Here is a 14,251-nt window from a genome sequence, read left to right on the forward strand (position 1 = left end):
GCGTGTTGCCGGTGTGGTGGGTGACTACGCCGGTAGCCTGAGAACCATGCTGACTGACGTGTCGACAGTTTCACCGTACCCGGCGACGGCCGCGGGTACCGGTACCGCCTCGGTCGCCACCTGGCTGCTGGTGCCTCTTCTGCTCGTCGTCGGTGTGGTGGCCCTCGCCGCGGTGACCTGGCTGCTGGCGACCGTGATGCGCAGGATCCTCGGCGTGCCGGTGGGTCGGCCACGGTCACTGCTGGTGGCACTGGCCGTGTCCCTGGCGACCGGCGGACTGGTCTACCTGGCGGTACGTCAGTTCTTCAGTGGAGGTGACGGGGACGGCAGCTGGGGCGATTCCGTGGACCCGGGCCCCGCCGTGATTCTGGCGGGCATCGCCCTGCTGTGGATGCTGGGGTTCGGGGCGGCGGCTCTGACCGTGCTGGAGCTGGTGGTGCCCACCGGTTCCGTGGGACTGGGGGGCGGTCCGCTGGCCCGGTTGTCCGGTCTGAGGGACGCCAGGGCGCGCAACCGGCGCTACCGGGAGGTCGCCGCAGTGTTCGTCAGGCACGGTCTGACCTCCGGGCGGTCCCTGTTCCCCGGTGGCAGGTCCGGGGAGAGGTCCGGTGACGGGCACTCCGACCGGACCGCCCGACTCGCCCGCTCATTCCGGGAGGCCCTGGAGGAGTGCGGGACGACTTTCGTCAAACTGGGACAGAACCTGTCCACCCGGGAGGCCTCACTGCCTCCGGAGTTCACCCGGGAACTGTCACGCCTGCAGACCTCCGCCTCACCCGCACCGTGGCCGGTGATCAGGGACGCCCTGGAGGACGCCCTGGGCGAGGACCCGGAGAAGGTCTTCGCCGGGGTCGACCACGAGCCGATGGCCGCGGCGTCCGTCGCCCAGGTCCACCGGGCCCGGCTCCGGGACGGAACCCCTGTGGTCCTGAAGGTGCAGCGTCCCGGCGTGGTCGAGGAGGTGACCAGGGACTCCGACATCGTCATGCGGATCTGCGCCCGGCTGGAACGGTCGACCCGGTGGGCCCGGGAGATGGGCCTGTACCGGCTGGCGGCGTCCTTCACGGCGACCCTGGCCGAGGAACTGGACTACCGCACGGAGGCGTCGAACATGCGGCAGATGGCGGAACCTGTCGCCGCGACCGGGATGGTGATGCCGGAGGTCCACGACCGGTACTCGTCCCGCCGTCTGCTGGTGATGGACGAGCTGACCGGCACCCCGCTGGGATCGGCCGGCGGGGAACTCGCGGCGATGTCCGCGGAGGACCGCAGGAGGCTCGGGGATCTGCTGATGGCGTCGTCCCTGCGGCAGATGATGGGCCACGGGGTGTTCCAGGCTGACCCCCACCCGGGCAACATCCTGCTCATGCACGACGTGACGGTACAGTCAGGCTCCTCCCGGGACCGGTCCGGACATCTCGGCCCGGTGACGCTTGAGGCGTCCTCGTCCACGCAGGAGACAACCGTGCGCGAGACCGGGCTGGGGATGCTCGACTTCGGCGCGGTGGGACACCTGGACGCCGGGGACCGTACGGCGCTGGCCTCCGTCTTCGCCGCCATCGACCACGGGGACTCGCGGATCCTCACCGATGCACTGCTCGGACTGATGGACCGCCCCGACGACCTTGACGTCAGGGCCCTCCAGCGGTCCGTCGGGGTACTGCTGGCCAGGTACCGTGGCGGCGTCCGTCGTGGCGGGGGCACCGCACTGTTCACCCAGCTGACCAGGATGTTCAGCAACTACCGGCTGGTCGTGCCGGAGACCGTGGCGGTGGCGTTGCGTAGTCTCGCCGAGCTCGAGGGGACACTGCGTGTCCTGGACCCCGACTATCCGCTGGTGGACACCGCGCGTACGGAAGGCAGCAGGCTCGTACGGGAGCAGTTCCGTCCCGGGGGGTTGAAGGACGCCGCGGAGGGGATGCTCCTGGAATCCCTCCCGCTGCTGCGCGACCTGCCCCGCAGGGTCTCGGGTATCGCCGATGACCTGCAGGAGGGGAGGTTGTCGGTGAGTATGAGACTGTTCCGGAACCCCGGTGACAGGGCTTTCCTGACCGGACTGCTGCAGCAGGTCACCGTGGCGCTGGTCGCCGGGGCATGTGTGCTGGGCGGGGTCATGCTCATCGCGTTCGGCGACGGTGGACCGGTACTCGTCGAGAGGCTGACCTGGCATGCTGCGATGGGGTACGTGGTGCTGTTCTGCGGTTTCCTCATGTCCCTGCGGACCGTGGCGATGGTGCTCTTCCGTCCCGGGCAGGGGTCCGGGCAGGGGTCCGGGCAGGGGTCCGGTACGGGCACGGGACCGCAGGAGTTCTGACCCCGGGGATTCTCTTCTCAGACACTTCCGATCCATGTGAATTCACCCCGGAATAACCGTCATGAACTCATGGTGAATCTTCCCGGTCGGCTACTGCAATTCGATTCGGCGGAGAATATCGTTGTGGTAGCCCGAACGACGGAGCACGGGTGCGACCACAGTGGTTCTACGCACTGACGTGCGCGTTTTCGTGTGCCGTCATTCGTTCAGCATTTCCTGACACCAGACCGCTTAACGACCGATACCTCGAATCTCGTTGACCTGAGAGAAAAGCAGTACAACGATGTCACTGGTTTCCACGAGAAACAGACCGCCGGAGTCCGGGAACGCAGAACCCGCGCATCCCCGGAAACGAAAAATAAAGTACTCATGGAAGGAGTCGCTCCTTTTCCTGCTGTTCATAGGGCCCAATCTCGGAATAATTCTCGTCTTCTCGTACTGGCCCACCCTGTACAATGCATTCTTCAGCTTCGTCGACTGGGACATGATCAGCCCGACCATGCAGTGGGTGGGGCTGAAGAACTACGCCGACCTCCTGCATGACGCCGAGTTCATGACCGTTCTGCGGAACACCGTCGTCTTCACCTTCGTCACAGTCGCCGGAACTCTCGTCGAAGGTCTCGGCATCGGGATGCTCCTGTCCCGCCGGCTGAAGTTCTCGGGTCTCGCACGGACCCTGACCTTCGCACCGCACATGATCCCGGGGGCCGTGGTCGGCATCATGTGGCTGTTCATGTTCGACCCCAACTACGGTCTGAGCCGGTGGCTGTTCGGCCTCGTCGGTCTCGACTCCCCGCAGTGGACCTCGACCTCACAGTGGTCACTCTGGGCCGTCATCATCGCCTACTCGTGGCAGCAGGTCGGCTTCGTCGCGATCATCTACTACACGGCGATACTCGACCTGCCCCGGGAAATCTACGAGGCGGCGTCCGTCGACGGAGCCTCCGGGTGGCGACTGTTCCGCGACGTCACCCTGCCCCTGCTCCGCCCGGTGACGTTCTTCCTCGTGTGCACCGGCATCATCTCCAGCGCGCAGGCCTTCGACATCATCGCCACCCTGACCTCCGGTGGCCCCGGGGTCTCGTCGTCCACCCTGACCTGGTCCGTGTACGAGGAAGCCTTCCACAACTTCGACATCGGCAGCTCCGCCGCGCAGTCGATGGTCCTCTTCGTCTTCCTGATGGTCGTCACCGTCCTGCAGATGCGCTACGCCAGAAGGAGTGCGGATTAACCATGTCAACCACCACCCCCGTCACCGCACCGGTCGGTGACCTCACCGGCACACCCGGAGACGGAACCCCCGGAAGCGGCCTTCCCGGTGAACTGCGCAACGCCCGGAGCCGCCGGGCCCGGTCGGTACTGTCCCGGACCGCCCTCTACATCCTCCTGGTGGTCACCGCCCTCACCTTCGCGGTCCCGCTGTACTGGATGTTCAGCTCGGCGGTGAAGTCGCAGTCCGACATCTACTCCTGGCCGATCAACTGGATCCCCGGGTCACCGACGTGGCAGGGCTTCGTCGAGGCCTGGCGGACTGCGCCTTTCGGAAGGTTCTTCGTCAACTCGGTCGTCACCAGTCTGGTCGGCACCGTCCTGGAGATGGTGCTGGCGGTGTTCTCCGCCTACGCCTTCGCGTTCATGCGTATCCCCTTCAAGGGACCGCTGTTCGTCCTGATCCTCGGATCCATGATGCTGCCGGGGCACGTCACCCTGCTCGTCAACTACATCACCATCTCCCAGCTCGGCTGGCTGAACACCTACCAGGGCCTGATCGTGCCGGACATCGGCACCGCATTCGCAATGTTCCTGCTCTACCAGCAGATGCGGCAGATCCCGAAGGAACTCCTCGACTCCGCCCGTATCGACGGTGCCGGTCATCTGCGCCAGCTGTTCTCCGTCATCCTGCCGATCTGTGTCCCCATGGCTGTCACGGCAGCGCTCATCGTGTTCATGGGCAAGTGGAACAGCTACGTCTGGCCACTGATCGCCACCAGCACGGTGGACATGAGGACGCTGCCGATCGGGCTCCAGTTCCTGCAGAGCCAGGAGGGCTACACCAACTGGGGCGCGGTGATGGCGGGAGCCGTCATCGTCTCCCTCCCGATGCTCCTCCTTTTCTTCTTCGCCCAGAAGAAGATCATCGGCGGAATCAGCGCCGGAGCGCTCAAAGGCTGATCAGGGCCGATCAGAGTCGATCAGGGCCGATCAGGGCAGGACCTGCCGGACGCCCCCGTTCGGCCCGCCGACATCGACCACACGTACCACCCGCAATCAACTATCACCGAGAAGGATCCTTTACCCCCATGTCTGACTACCGCGGCCCCATCCTCAGCCGCCGTTCACTGCTCGGCCTCTTCGGCGTCGGAGCAGCCTCCCTGGGCCTCAGCGCCTGTGTGAACGTCTCAAGCTCCGGAAGCGCTCCCGCCACCGGCGGCGCAGCGACCCGTGACGGCTTCCGCCAGGCGGCGATGGAGGTGCCCCAGGAATTCAAGGACCGCACCGCCATCCTTTTCTGGGCACCCTTCACCGGAACGAACTTCGAAGCGCTCCAGGCACTGTTCGACGAGTTCAACCGGTCCCAGACCGACATCTACGCCGTCGCCCAGTCCCAGGGCAACTACAACGACCTGAACCAGAAGTTCACCGCAGCGCTGCAGGCCCGCGAGGTCCCCGACCTGGTCTGCTTCCCCGAACACCGGTGGATCCAGTTCTGGCAGGCCGACGCCCTCGTCCCGCTGGACCGCTACTTCGACGCCAACTGGTCACTCGACGTCTACCTGCAGAACTACGTCGGAGAGGGAAAAGCCGGCGACGAGACCTTCGCCGTTCCTTTCGCCCGTTCCACCCCGCTCTTCTACTACAACAAGGACAGGTTCGCCGAAGCCGGTCTCCCGGAGACCGGCCCGAAGAACTGGTACGAGTACGCGGAGATGGCCCCGGAACTCCTGAAGATCAAGGTCGGGGGCAACCCGCTGAAGGCCTTCGCCTTCGGCGCCGAGGACCAGTGGTTCGGACAGTCCCAGCTGTGGGCCTGGGGAGGGAAGTTCTCCACCGCCGACAAGATCACCGTCGCCGACGGCCCCGCTGTCGAATGGCTCGACTGGACCAGAAACTTCATCCACAAGGACAAGTTCGGGTACATGGCCGGTGAAGCGATGACCGACTTCACCACCGGGGTCGCCGCTGCAGCCCACGGATCGACCGCGTCCCTGACCGGGGCGAAGAAGACGGCGAAGTTCAACATCGGGACAGCGTTCATGCTCGGCAAGGACACCGCCGGCCCGAAGGTACCCACCGGCGGATCCGGCCTGTCCATCGTCAAGGCCGAGTCCCAGGACCGCCAGGACGCCTGTGCCGAACTGCTCCGCTTCCTCGCCCAGCCGGAGAAGTCCGCCCAGTGGCACCGCGACACCGGGTACCTTCCCATCGTCACCGCCGCCCAGGACACCACCATCGTCAAGCAGCTGGTCAAGGAGGACCCGAACTACAAGACCGCCTTCGACCAGGTCAGGAACGCCCAGACCGCGGATCCGGTCAGCTGGTGGGAAGGCCCTGTCCAGGAGATCAACAAGAGCATGGCGGCAGTCTACGGAGACAACGCCGACCCTTCCGCCCAGGTCACGGCCCTGGCCGCCACCCTGGAAGAGAGCATGGGCAAGTACATCGACACGATCGCGAAGGTGAACGCATGAACAAGGCACGGCTGACAGTCATTTCCGTGGACGCCATGGAGGACGTCGACATCGAGTACGCGCGCACACTGCCGAACTTCGCACGGCTGATCGACAACGCCGCCACGGCGCAGATCGAATCGGTGTTCCCCACCCTCACCTACCCTGTCCACTCCGCCCAGATCACCGGCTGCCCGCCCGCCCGGACCGGTATCTTCAACAACGTCCTCATGCAGCCCGGCATCGACCACCCGGACTGGTTCTGGGACTACTCCTACATCAAGGTGCCGACCGTGCTCGACGCCGCCGCAGCCGCCGGCTACCGCGTCGCCGTCGTGGACTGGCCGGTGACCGCCGGCGCCCCGTTCGACATCGTCGTACCCGAACTCGGGAACTTCGACCGGACCGGCGGCGTCGAAGCGACCTACCGTGCCGCCACCTCCGAACGGGGCTGGGAGCTCTACGACCGGCACCGTGACCTCATCGAGTACGGCAGCAAGACCAACCACGGTCCCTTCGCCGCCGCGGTCACTGCCGACATTTTCCGGGAGGACAGTCCCGAAGTGGTCTTCCTCCACCTGGTGGAGCTGGATGCGGCGCGCCACCGGTACGGCCCGGACGGTCCCCACGTCAGGGAGGCCCTCGACATCCTCGATGTCCGCCTCGGCGTCATTCTCGGCGCCCTGGACGACTCCGGCCGTGCCGAAGAGACGAACATCGTGATGGTCTCCGACCACGGACAGCTCGCCACCGTCCAGCACACCAACCTCAACGTCCTCTTCCGGGAACGGGGACTGCTGACCACCGACGAGAACAATGAGCTGGTTGACTGGGACATCTACCTGCACAGTGCGGGACTGTCAGGCCAGCTGTTCGTCCGCGACGGTCTGTCCCCCCAGCGTCTCCGGGAGATCGAGGACGTCCTCGACGAGCTCGTCTCCGACCCGAAATACCGCATCCGCGAGATCCTCACCGCCGAAGAGGCCCGGCGGCTCTACGGGCTCGACGGACCTTTCACCTGGATCGTCGAATCACACCCCGGCGTGATCGTCGGCGGGGCACTCGACCGTCGCGTCATCGTCCGCCGCGGGGACCCGGACTTCGGGGGCAACCTCGGTAACCACGGGCACAATCCGGGACAGGGCAACCAGCCTGTCTTCTACGCCACGGGGCCCGCATTCATCCCCGGAGCGGACGCCGGACGCCGTCCTGTCCTCGACGAAGCTCCCACCTTCGCCCGGGTGCTGGGCGTTGACCTTCCCACCTCATGGGGAACGGCTCTCGACGAGCTCCTCGCCTGACTGACGAGCCTGACTGACGAGCCTGACTGACGAGCCTGACTGACGAGCCTGACCGGCGGGAGCCACCCGCCGGACAATGCCCCGGCCCTCCGACGAGGGGCCGGGGCATTGTCCGTCCGTAGGGTCCGTCCCTAGGGTCCGTGTGTGGTGCCGGTCAGCTGACCGCCCCGTTGATCCTCACCCCGGAGTCACCGTCGAACAGGTGTATGCGGCTGCAGTCGATCCGTACCGGCACTGTCTCCCCCACCTGCGGATGGCTGCGGCCGTCCACACGGACGACGAGTTTCTCCGGTCCGGCGACGGCGTCCAGTTTCACGGTCCCGTATATGTAGGCGTCCGACCCGAGGACCTCGACAGCGGTCACGGTCAGCTGCAGATCCGCCTGCTCCCCCTGCGAACACACCGTCACGTCCTCGGGCCGCAGTCCCACGGTGACGCGCGGCGGGACGGCCTCACCGGCCCGTGTCATCCCGGACAGCGGCAGTACCAGCTGGCCGAGGAACAGCACACCCGGGGACGAGACAGGGACAGTGAAGAAACTCATTGCCGGAGAGCCGATGAATCCGGCGACGAAGACATTGGCCGGCCTGTCGTACAGTTCCCCGGGGGCGGCGACCTGCTGCAGGTTCCCGTCCCGGAGGACGGCGACCCTGTCGCCCATCGTCATGGCCTCGGTCTGGTCATGGGTGACGTAGACGGTCGTCACGCCGAGCTGGCGACTCAGCCGCGACACCTCGGCCCTCATCTGCACCCGAAGGCGGGCGTCCAGGTTGGACAGCGGCTCGTCCATGAGGAAGGCCTTCGGTTCGCGGACGACGGCCCTTCCCATGGCCACCCGCTGACGCTGGCCTCCGGAGAGCGCCTTGGGCTTCCGGTCGAGGAGGTCACCGAGACCGAGGAGTTCCGCGGTATCGCGGACTTTCCTGCGCCGCTCGTCCTTCGACATCTTCGACAGTTTCAGCGAGAACTCCATGTTCTCGGCGACGGTCATGTGCGGGTAGAGGGCGTAGTTCTGGAAGACCATCGCGATGTCCCGCTCCCGGGGGGAGACGTCGGTGACGTCGTGGCCGTCGATGCGGACGGTTCCGGAGGTGGCGTCCTCGAGGCCGGCGAGAATGCGCAGTGTCGTGGACTTCCCGCATCCGGAGGGGCCGACGAGCACCAGGAACTCACCGTCCCCGACAGTGATGTTGAGGTCGTTGAGCGCCGGTCGGGCGGCGTCCGGGTAGGTGCAGGACACGGCGTCAAGAGATAGTGTCGACATAGGTTTGCGTTCCTTAGAGGTACAGGTTCTGGGTGCTCCGGGGCTCTGCGGAGAAGGGGTCACCGCCGGCTCACCGGACAGGCACATGCCGGACGCTATCCCACCCTGGTGCATGGACGGTGTCGGTGCGGTGAACAGCGGGTTCATCTCCCGAACGGGCCCGCTGCGACCAGCATTGACACGTTCGTGCGGTCCGGATTCGGCCGGCACCGAACCAGCCCCGACCCGACCCCGGCCCCGGTAGGATGTCCGGACAGGAGTCGGGAGGACGCCACCCTCCCGAGACACCCGTGCAGAGAGGGAGGACAGCATGCGGGAAGACTCGACCGGCTTTACTGAGCCACGGTGGCGGTCCTCGGCACTGGTGACCGTCGACCTGCAGAACGACTTTCTCGACGGCGGGGCGTCCCCCGTCCCGGGCACCGGCGCCGTCGTGCCGACGGTCGCAGCGCTCGCGGCGTCCTTCCGTGGCGCGGGTCTGCCCGTCGTCCACGTGGTACGGCTCTATGTCCCCGGCGGATCCGACACTGATCTTCCGAGGCGCTCCGAGATTGAACAGGGTGGCCGTATCGTCGCCCCCGGTTCGCCGGGGTCCCGCCCGGCCGCCGGACTGCTCCCACGGCCCGTCGACCCGGACCCGGAGCTGCTCCTGGCCGGCGGAATGCAGGATATCGGCCCCGGGGAGGTCATGATGTTCAAACCGCGCTGGAGTGCCTTCCACCGGACCGGCCTGGAACAGTGGTTGCGGGGCCACGGCTGTGACACGGTCGTCGTCGCCGGGTGCAATCTCCCCAACTGTCCCCGGGCGACACTGTTCGACGCGAGTGAGCGGGACTTCCGCTCCGTCCTCGCCGTCGACGCCGTGTCCGGGACCAGTCCGGAGCGTCTGGCCGACCTGGAGGGGATCGGGGTCGTTCTCCTCGACTCCGCCAGCATCATCGCCGAGGTCGCATCGGGGGACGGGCCGGGAAAGGTCAGGTCCGGTCCCGGAGCCAGCGACGGTACCGGCGCAGGGCCAGGAAGTCTCTGACCTGGTCCACGCCCAGCGCGGCAGCCGCAGGGAACCCCGGCTGCGTGGACCTGCCCCGACCGAGGCGACGCAGCTGGTGGCGTACCCGTGCCATGGTGGCCGCCGAGGCCACGGTCCGGTCCCTGATCCGCACCGGGGCGAGGTCCACCGGTGCCTCCTTCCCCGCCCTCCACTTCATCGGCAGGTCGGGGTCGACCGCCAGGGCAGTGCCGAGCCCGACCACGGACACGCCGCTGTCGATGACCTGGAGTGCCGTGGATCTCCGGGTCACTCCCCCGGTGACCATCAGCGGAAGTGGACTGTCTGCGACAAGTTGGCCGGCGAGTTCCAGGAAGTAGGCTTCCCTGGCGACGGTCCGGGCCGGGCGCCTGTCGTCGGGGGCTCCCGCTCCGCCGGTCATCGCCGGACTCTCGTAGCTGCCTCCCGACAGTTCCACCAGGTCTACACCGAGGGGTGCCAGCCAGGAGATGACCCGGCGTGCGTCCCCGGGTCCGAAACCGCCGCGCTGGAAGTCGGCGGAGTTCAGTTTCACGGCCACGGCGAAGTCGGTGCGTACGGCGTCACGGATGCGGCGGACGGTGTCCAGCAGCAGCCGGGCGCGGTTTTCCAGGCTCCCACCCCACCTGTCGGTCCTGGTGTTGACCAGCGGGGACAGGAACTGGGACAACAGGTAGCCGTGGGCGGCGTGGACCTCCACCCCGTCGAATCCGGCGTTCTGGGCGAGTACGGCGGTGTCCACGAAGCGTCGGACGGTCTCCTCGATCTGTGGCTCCGTCATCTCCTGCGCCCGGGCGAACATCGCGCTGGTGCGTCCTGTGTCCACCCGGTTGGACGAGGGGCCCCAGGCGACTCCGGGCATGTCCGCCTGGACCTGCCGCCCCGGGTGGTTGATCTGCATCCAGACGACAGAGCCTCCGCTGTGGGCGGCTTTCGCCCAGTCGCGGAAGGGCTGCACCGGACTGAGCCTGTCAAGGACGATCCCCGACGGGCCGGTCAACGCTGCATCGTGGACCATGACGTTTCCGGTGATCAGCAGGCCCGCGCCGCCGGCGGACCAGGTGCGGTAGAGCTTCAGCAGATCATCGCCCGGCAGCTGGCCGGTGGCCGCCATGTTCTCCTCCATGGCGGCTTTGGCGATGCGGTTGGGCAGGGTCCGGCCGCAGGGCAGGGTCAGTGGTGCGAAGAGGTCGTGTGACATGATTTCCCGGGTGCTCAGCAAGATGTGTACGGTGACAACATCACCATATGGAGGTATGTTAACGATGTCAACCCCGAAGGGCGACGGCTACCACCACGGCAGCCTCCGCCAGGCCCTGGTCGAAACCGCCGTGGCCATGCTGGAGCGCGGCGAAGCCTTCTCCCTGAGAGCGGTCGCCCGGGAGACCGGGGTGTCCCAGGCGGCCCCCTACCGGCACTTCCCGGACCGGAGCCACCTGGAGTCGGCCGTCGCCGCAGTGGGATTCAGGGATCTCGGAGACGATCTCCTCTCCGACCGTGAGCTGCCGCGCAGTGCAGGCGACCTGCCGGACTTCGCGGTGCGCTACGTGGAGTTCGCACTCCGGCGCCCCCGCATGTTCAGGCTGATGTTCGGCACCGGGTGTGACCGGAGCAGTGACGAACGGGTCCGGGCCTCCGGAAGGATTCATGACACCCTGGCGCAGTCACTGTCGGCGGTCTACCCGGACCTCACGGAGCAGGAACTCGCGGACCTGGCGACCGGACTGTGGGCGACGGCGCACGGCCTGGCCTGCCTGTACTCCGACGGAAAACTCCCCGTCGGGTCCCCCGGCGAGGTCGCCGAGCGGGTACACGCCGTCTTCGCTGCGGTGGTCCCCCCGGACGGGCGCTGAGTCCGGCTCCGGCCGCGGCGCCACGTCAACGATATGTTGACGCCGTCCACTTCGGTCTCTACGCTCGGCCCGGACGCCCGGTCGCAGCGGAACCCCCGCTCTTCCGGGTAGGACCGGCACAGCTCTCCCCCGCCAAGGGGGCCACCGACTTCAGGATGCCCAGGAGGACCTGACCGTGAACACCGTACTCATGGCCGTGACCGCGGCCCGCCACTGGACGCTCACCGACGGCACGCAGCACCCGACCGGATTCTGGGCCGAGGAGTTCCTCGTCCCGTACGGGATCTTCACCCGGGCAGGATTCACGGTCACCGTCGCCACACCCGGAGGGAGGAAACCCGTGGTCGACGAACTGAGTCTGGGGCTGACGGGTGGCGTCCTCCCCCGCACCGCCCGTCAGTTCCGGTCCCGGCTCGACGAACTCTCACCGGTCCTGGAGAATCCGGCGGACCTCCACACCGTCGACGAGGAGGACCACGGACTGGTCTTCTGCCCGGGCGGCCACGGGCCGATGGAGGATCTCGCCTATGACCCGGCCTTCGGACAGCTCCTCAACAGGCGGCTCCTCTCGGGACGCCCGCTGGCCCTGCTGTGTCACGCCCCGGCTGCGCTCCTCGCCACCGTCGGTGACGACGGGGTCACGCCGTTCGCCGCCCGCCGTGTCACGGGACTGTCCAACCGGGAGGAACTCGTCAACCGCTTCGCGAGGAAGGCCCCCTGGCTGCTCGAGGACATGCTCAGGGACATCGGTGTCGACTACGACAGGGCCCTGATCCCTTTCCTTCCCCACGTCGTCAGGGACGGCAACCTGTACAGCGGCCAGAATCCTCAGTCGTCGAAGCGGCTGGCCGAGACCCTGGTCACCGATCTCAGGGACGGCACAGCCGGACGGTACGGACGTTGACCGTTGACCTGGACTGCAGGGCCGTGCGGGGTGCGCTACCGGGCTGCGTTCGACATCATCTCGGTGAACTGCGCCGACTGTGAGACAGCACTGGCACCGTCGATCACGAGCTCGGCTCCGGAAATGTAGCTCGACTCGTCCGAAATGAGGAAGGCGACCGCCGGAGCAATGTCCCCGGGACGACCGACACGGTTCAGCGCGGCGAGAGGGAAGGGGGCGTCCGCCGCGGCTCCCAGGGAGGCTTCTGTCATCGGTGTGGCTATCGCACCCGGGTGGACGGAGTTGACCCGGATCCCGAACTGGCCGAGCTCCAGGGCCGCCGACTTCGACATCCCACGCACAGCCCACTTGGAGCCGGAGTAGGCGACAGCGTTCGCCTGCCCGTTCATGCCGGCCAGCGAGGAGATGTTCACGATGGACCCTCCACCGTTCTTCTTCAGTTCGGGGATGACGGCCATCATTCCGAGGTACACGCTGCGCACGTTGACGGCGAGCAGCTTGTCGAGCGTGCCGACGGTGGAGGACTCCAGCGGCTCCATGATCAGGATCCCGGCGTTGTTGACGAGAGCGTCGACATGTCCGAACGTGCTGACGGTGGTCTCAATGACACGCTTCCAGTCTTCTTCGCTCGTGACGTCCTGTCTGACGAACACGGCCCGCTCGCCCAGGTCTGCAGTAGTCTTCTCCCCGAGTTCGGCGTTGAAGTCGGTCAGCACCACAGAGGCGCCCCGTTCGACGAGAAGTTTCGCTTCCGCCGCGCCCTGTCCACCGGCTGCGCCGGTGACGATGACGACTTTGTCCTGCAGAGAATTCAGCCACTGTAGTTTTCCTCGGGTTCTGCTGCACGCTCGGGTGACAGCAACTGGTCACGCCGCGGATGCGGTCGCAGAACCCATTCTGCGTGCCGGAGCTCACCGGGGTCAACCTGCCGTACGACCCCCCATAGAGCCGCCCGTCAGGCGTTCACCACACTGCCGGGGCATCCACCCCGTGGCCGGTCTGCAGACGGGCGCGTGGCAGGCTAGGCGGCAGGAGCGTTGTTGATGCGGTCAGCCTGAGCTGCAGCAATACTCGTGATCAGCCCGGCGTCCGCGGTCTGCGGTGCCACCACGGTGAAAGTGATCCCACCGGTGGTGGCAGTGACCACGGTGATGGTGGTGCCGACACCTTCACCCTCGACAGGCTGATCATTCAAGGTCGCACCGGTAAGAGTGACATCGGCGCTGACGAGGACCTCCGCGTTGTCCATACTCACCTGCGAGGGCACCGCAGTGAAGGCACTGGCGGCCACGGTTCCGGACTCGTCCATGGTGCGGGTGAACTCAGCACACTCGGACAGTTCCGCGGGATAGTGGGCCGGATCGACGGGATCGCTGGTCAAGGTGATCATGATGGCGTCATCCTCATCGGCGAGGTTGCCGTAACCGGCGGTGGCGTGGGTGTCGGTGGGCAGCATCATCCAGTCAATGACGGACAGTGAGTCCATGGCCACTCCGGTGCACTGGGTGGGCGTGGTGGTTGTCATCTCGGCGATGGACTGCCCACCGATCAGCCCCGGGAGGTCATCAGACGAACCCTCAGGGTCGTCGGAGAGTTCCTTGATCAGTTCCGCCATACTGGGCTCACCGGAGGCAGTGGGCGGAATGTATTCGAAACCCTCCGGGGTGAGTGAACCGTCGACGATGAGATCAGACAATGCCCTGGAGGCGGGCTGCCCAGCGTCCAGACTGGTCACTGCACTGGCCTGGTCGGGGTTCGAGACCACCTCATCAGCAGCGTCACTGCTGCAGGCGGTGAGGCCCACCACGCAAGCGGCGATCGAGGTAAGGGCAATACTCGGACGGGCAAAAAAGCGCATCATATTTCTTTCCTATAAGGCAAACTTCGTATTGAGTGCAATATAAATAACTTCGCTGACGG

12 protein-coding genes are annotated in these 14,251 nt (G+C 66.5%); 8 read left to right on the forward strand and 4 right to left on the reverse strand.

Annotated features, from left to right (window positions below):
* Positions 1-46 precede the first annotated feature (46 nt).
* The 5 genes from E0E18_RS08720 (at position 47) to E0E18_RS08740 (ending at position 7,283) form a co-directional block, all read left to right on the forward strand.
* Positions 47-2,314 (forward strand): ABC1 kinase family protein, encoded by a 2,268-nt coding sequence (locus tag E0E18_RS08720; RefSeq protein ID WP_130840309.1) that lies wholly within the window; start codon positions 47-49, stop codon positions 2,312-2,314.
* Positions 2,315-2,597: 283 nt separating this feature from the next.
* Positions 2,598-3,545 carry a carbohydrate ABC transporter permease gene (locus E0E18_RS08725; RefSeq protein WP_130840311.1) on the forward strand — a complete coding sequence of 316 codons (948 nt, stop codon included), beginning with the start codon at positions 2,598-2,600 and terminating at the stop codon, positions 3,543-3,545.
* Positions 3,546-3,547: 2 nt separating this feature from the next.
* Positions 3,548-4,486, forward strand: coding sequence for a carbohydrate ABC transporter permease (locus E0E18_RS08730; RefSeq protein WP_130840313.1), 939 nt, complete (start codon positions 3,548-3,550; stop codon positions 4,484-4,486).
* Positions 4,487-4,614: 128 nt separating this feature from the next.
* Positions 4,615-6,003: an ABC transporter substrate-binding protein gene (locus E0E18_RS08735; protein ID WP_130840316.1), complete on the forward strand. Its 1,389-nt coding sequence runs from the start codon at positions 4,615-4,617 to the stop codon at positions 6,001-6,003.
* Positions 6,000-7,283, forward strand: coding sequence for an alkaline phosphatase family protein (locus tag E0E18_RS08740; protein WP_066587368.1), 1,284 nt, complete (start codon positions 6,000-6,002; stop codon positions 7,281-7,283). Before E0E18_RS08735 ends, E0E18_RS08740 begins: the two co-directional genes overlap by 4 nt.
* Before the next feature lie 154 nt (positions 7,284-7,437).
* On the opposite strand, the gene E0E18_RS08745 is transcribed toward E0E18_RS08740, so the two are convergent.
* Positions 7,438-8,547: an ABC transporter ATP-binding protein gene (locus E0E18_RS08745; protein ID WP_130840318.1), complete on the reverse strand. Its 1,110-nt coding sequence runs from the start codon at positions 8,545-8,547 to the stop codon at positions 7,438-7,440.
* Between the two features lie 310 nt (positions 8,548-8,857).
* Between E0E18_RS08745 and E0E18_RS08750 the strand changes: the two genes are divergently transcribed.
* The gene (locus E0E18_RS08750) at positions 8,858-9,577 is read left to right on the forward strand and encodes a cysteine hydrolase family protein (RefSeq protein ID WP_130840320.1); all 720 of its coding nucleotides are present in this window, start codon (positions 8,858-8,860) and stop codon (positions 9,575-9,577) included.
* Here E0E18_RS08750 and E0E18_RS08755 read toward each other — a convergent pair.
* Complete coding sequence (locus tag E0E18_RS08755) at positions 9,522-10,775, reverse strand: NADH:flavin oxidoreductase/NADH oxidase family protein (RefSeq protein WP_066587365.1); 1,254 nt, start codon at positions 10,773-10,775, stop codon at positions 9,522-9,524. The genes E0E18_RS08750 and E0E18_RS08755 overlap by 56 nt on opposite strands.
* A 64-nt stretch (positions 10,776-10,839) precedes the next feature.
* On the opposite strand from E0E18_RS08755, the gene E0E18_RS08760 reads away from it, so the two are divergent.
* Complete coding sequence (locus E0E18_RS08760) at positions 10,840-11,427, forward strand: TetR/AcrR family transcriptional regulator (RefSeq protein WP_130840322.1); 588 nt, start codon at positions 10,840-10,842, stop codon at positions 11,425-11,427.
* Positions 11,428-11,602: 175 nt separating this feature from the next.
* Positions 11,603-12,331, forward strand: coding sequence for a type 1 glutamine amidotransferase domain-containing protein (locus E0E18_RS08765; protein WP_130840324.1), 729 nt, complete (start codon positions 11,603-11,605; stop codon positions 12,329-12,331).
* Between the two features lie 35 nt (positions 12,332-12,366).
* On the opposite strand, the gene E0E18_RS08770 is transcribed toward E0E18_RS08765, so the two are convergent.
* Entirely contained in the window at positions 12,367-13,146 is a 780-nt protein-coding gene (locus E0E18_RS08770; RefSeq protein WP_130840326.1) for a glucose 1-dehydrogenase, read from the reverse strand.
* Positions 13,147-13,352: 206 nt separating this feature from the next.
* On the reverse strand, positions 13,353-14,192 hold the full coding sequence (locus tag E0E18_RS08775; protein ID WP_130840328.1) for a hypothetical protein: 840 nt from the start codon (positions 14,190-14,192) through the stop codon (positions 13,353-13,355).
* Positions 14,193-14,251 lie beyond the last annotated feature (59 nt).

The organism is Corynebacterium neomassiliense, from assembly GCF_900626215.1.
Lineage (GTDB): Bacteria > Actinomycetota > Actinomycetes > Mycobacteriales > Mycobacteriaceae > Corynebacterium > Corynebacterium neomassiliense.

Bases quoted from the DNA above. Each gene is read 5' to 3' on its own strand.
- E0E18_RS08720 (WP_130840309.1), top strand. From the start codon at position 47: ATGCTGACTGACGTGTCGACAGTTTCACCGTACCCGGCGACGGCCGCG.
- E0E18_RS08725 (WP_130840311.1), top strand. From the start codon at position 2,598: ATGTCACTGGTTTCCACGAGAAACAGACCGCCGGAGTCCGGGAACGCA.
- E0E18_RS08730 (WP_130840313.1), top strand. From the start codon at position 3,548: ATGTCAACCACCACCCCCGTCACCGCACCGGTCGGTGACCTCACCGGC.
- E0E18_RS08735 (WP_130840316.1), top strand. From the start codon at position 4,615: ATGTCTGACTACCGCGGCCCCATCCTCAGCCGCCGTTCACTGCTCGGC.
- E0E18_RS08740 (WP_066587368.1), top strand. From the start codon at position 6,000: ATGAACAAGGCACGGCTGACAGTCATTTCCGTGGACGCCATGGAGGAC.
- E0E18_RS08745 (WP_130840318.1), bottom strand. From the start codon at position 8,547: ATGTCGACACTATCTCTTGACGCCGTGTCCTGCACCTACCCGGACGCC.
- E0E18_RS08750 (WP_130840320.1), top strand. From the start codon at position 8,858: ATGCGGGAAGACTCGACCGGCTTTACTGAGCCACGGTGGCGGTCCTCG.
- E0E18_RS08755 (WP_066587365.1), bottom strand. From the start codon at position 10,775: ATGTCACACGACCTCTTCGCACCACTGACCCTGCCCTGCGGCCGGACC.
- E0E18_RS08760 (WP_130840322.1), top strand. From the start codon at position 10,840: ATGTCAACCCCGAAGGGCGACGGCTACCACCACGGCAGCCTCCGCCAG.
- E0E18_RS08775 (WP_130840328.1), bottom strand. From the start codon at position 14,192: ATGATGCGCTTTTTTGCCCGTCCGAGTATTGCCCTTACCTCGATCGCC.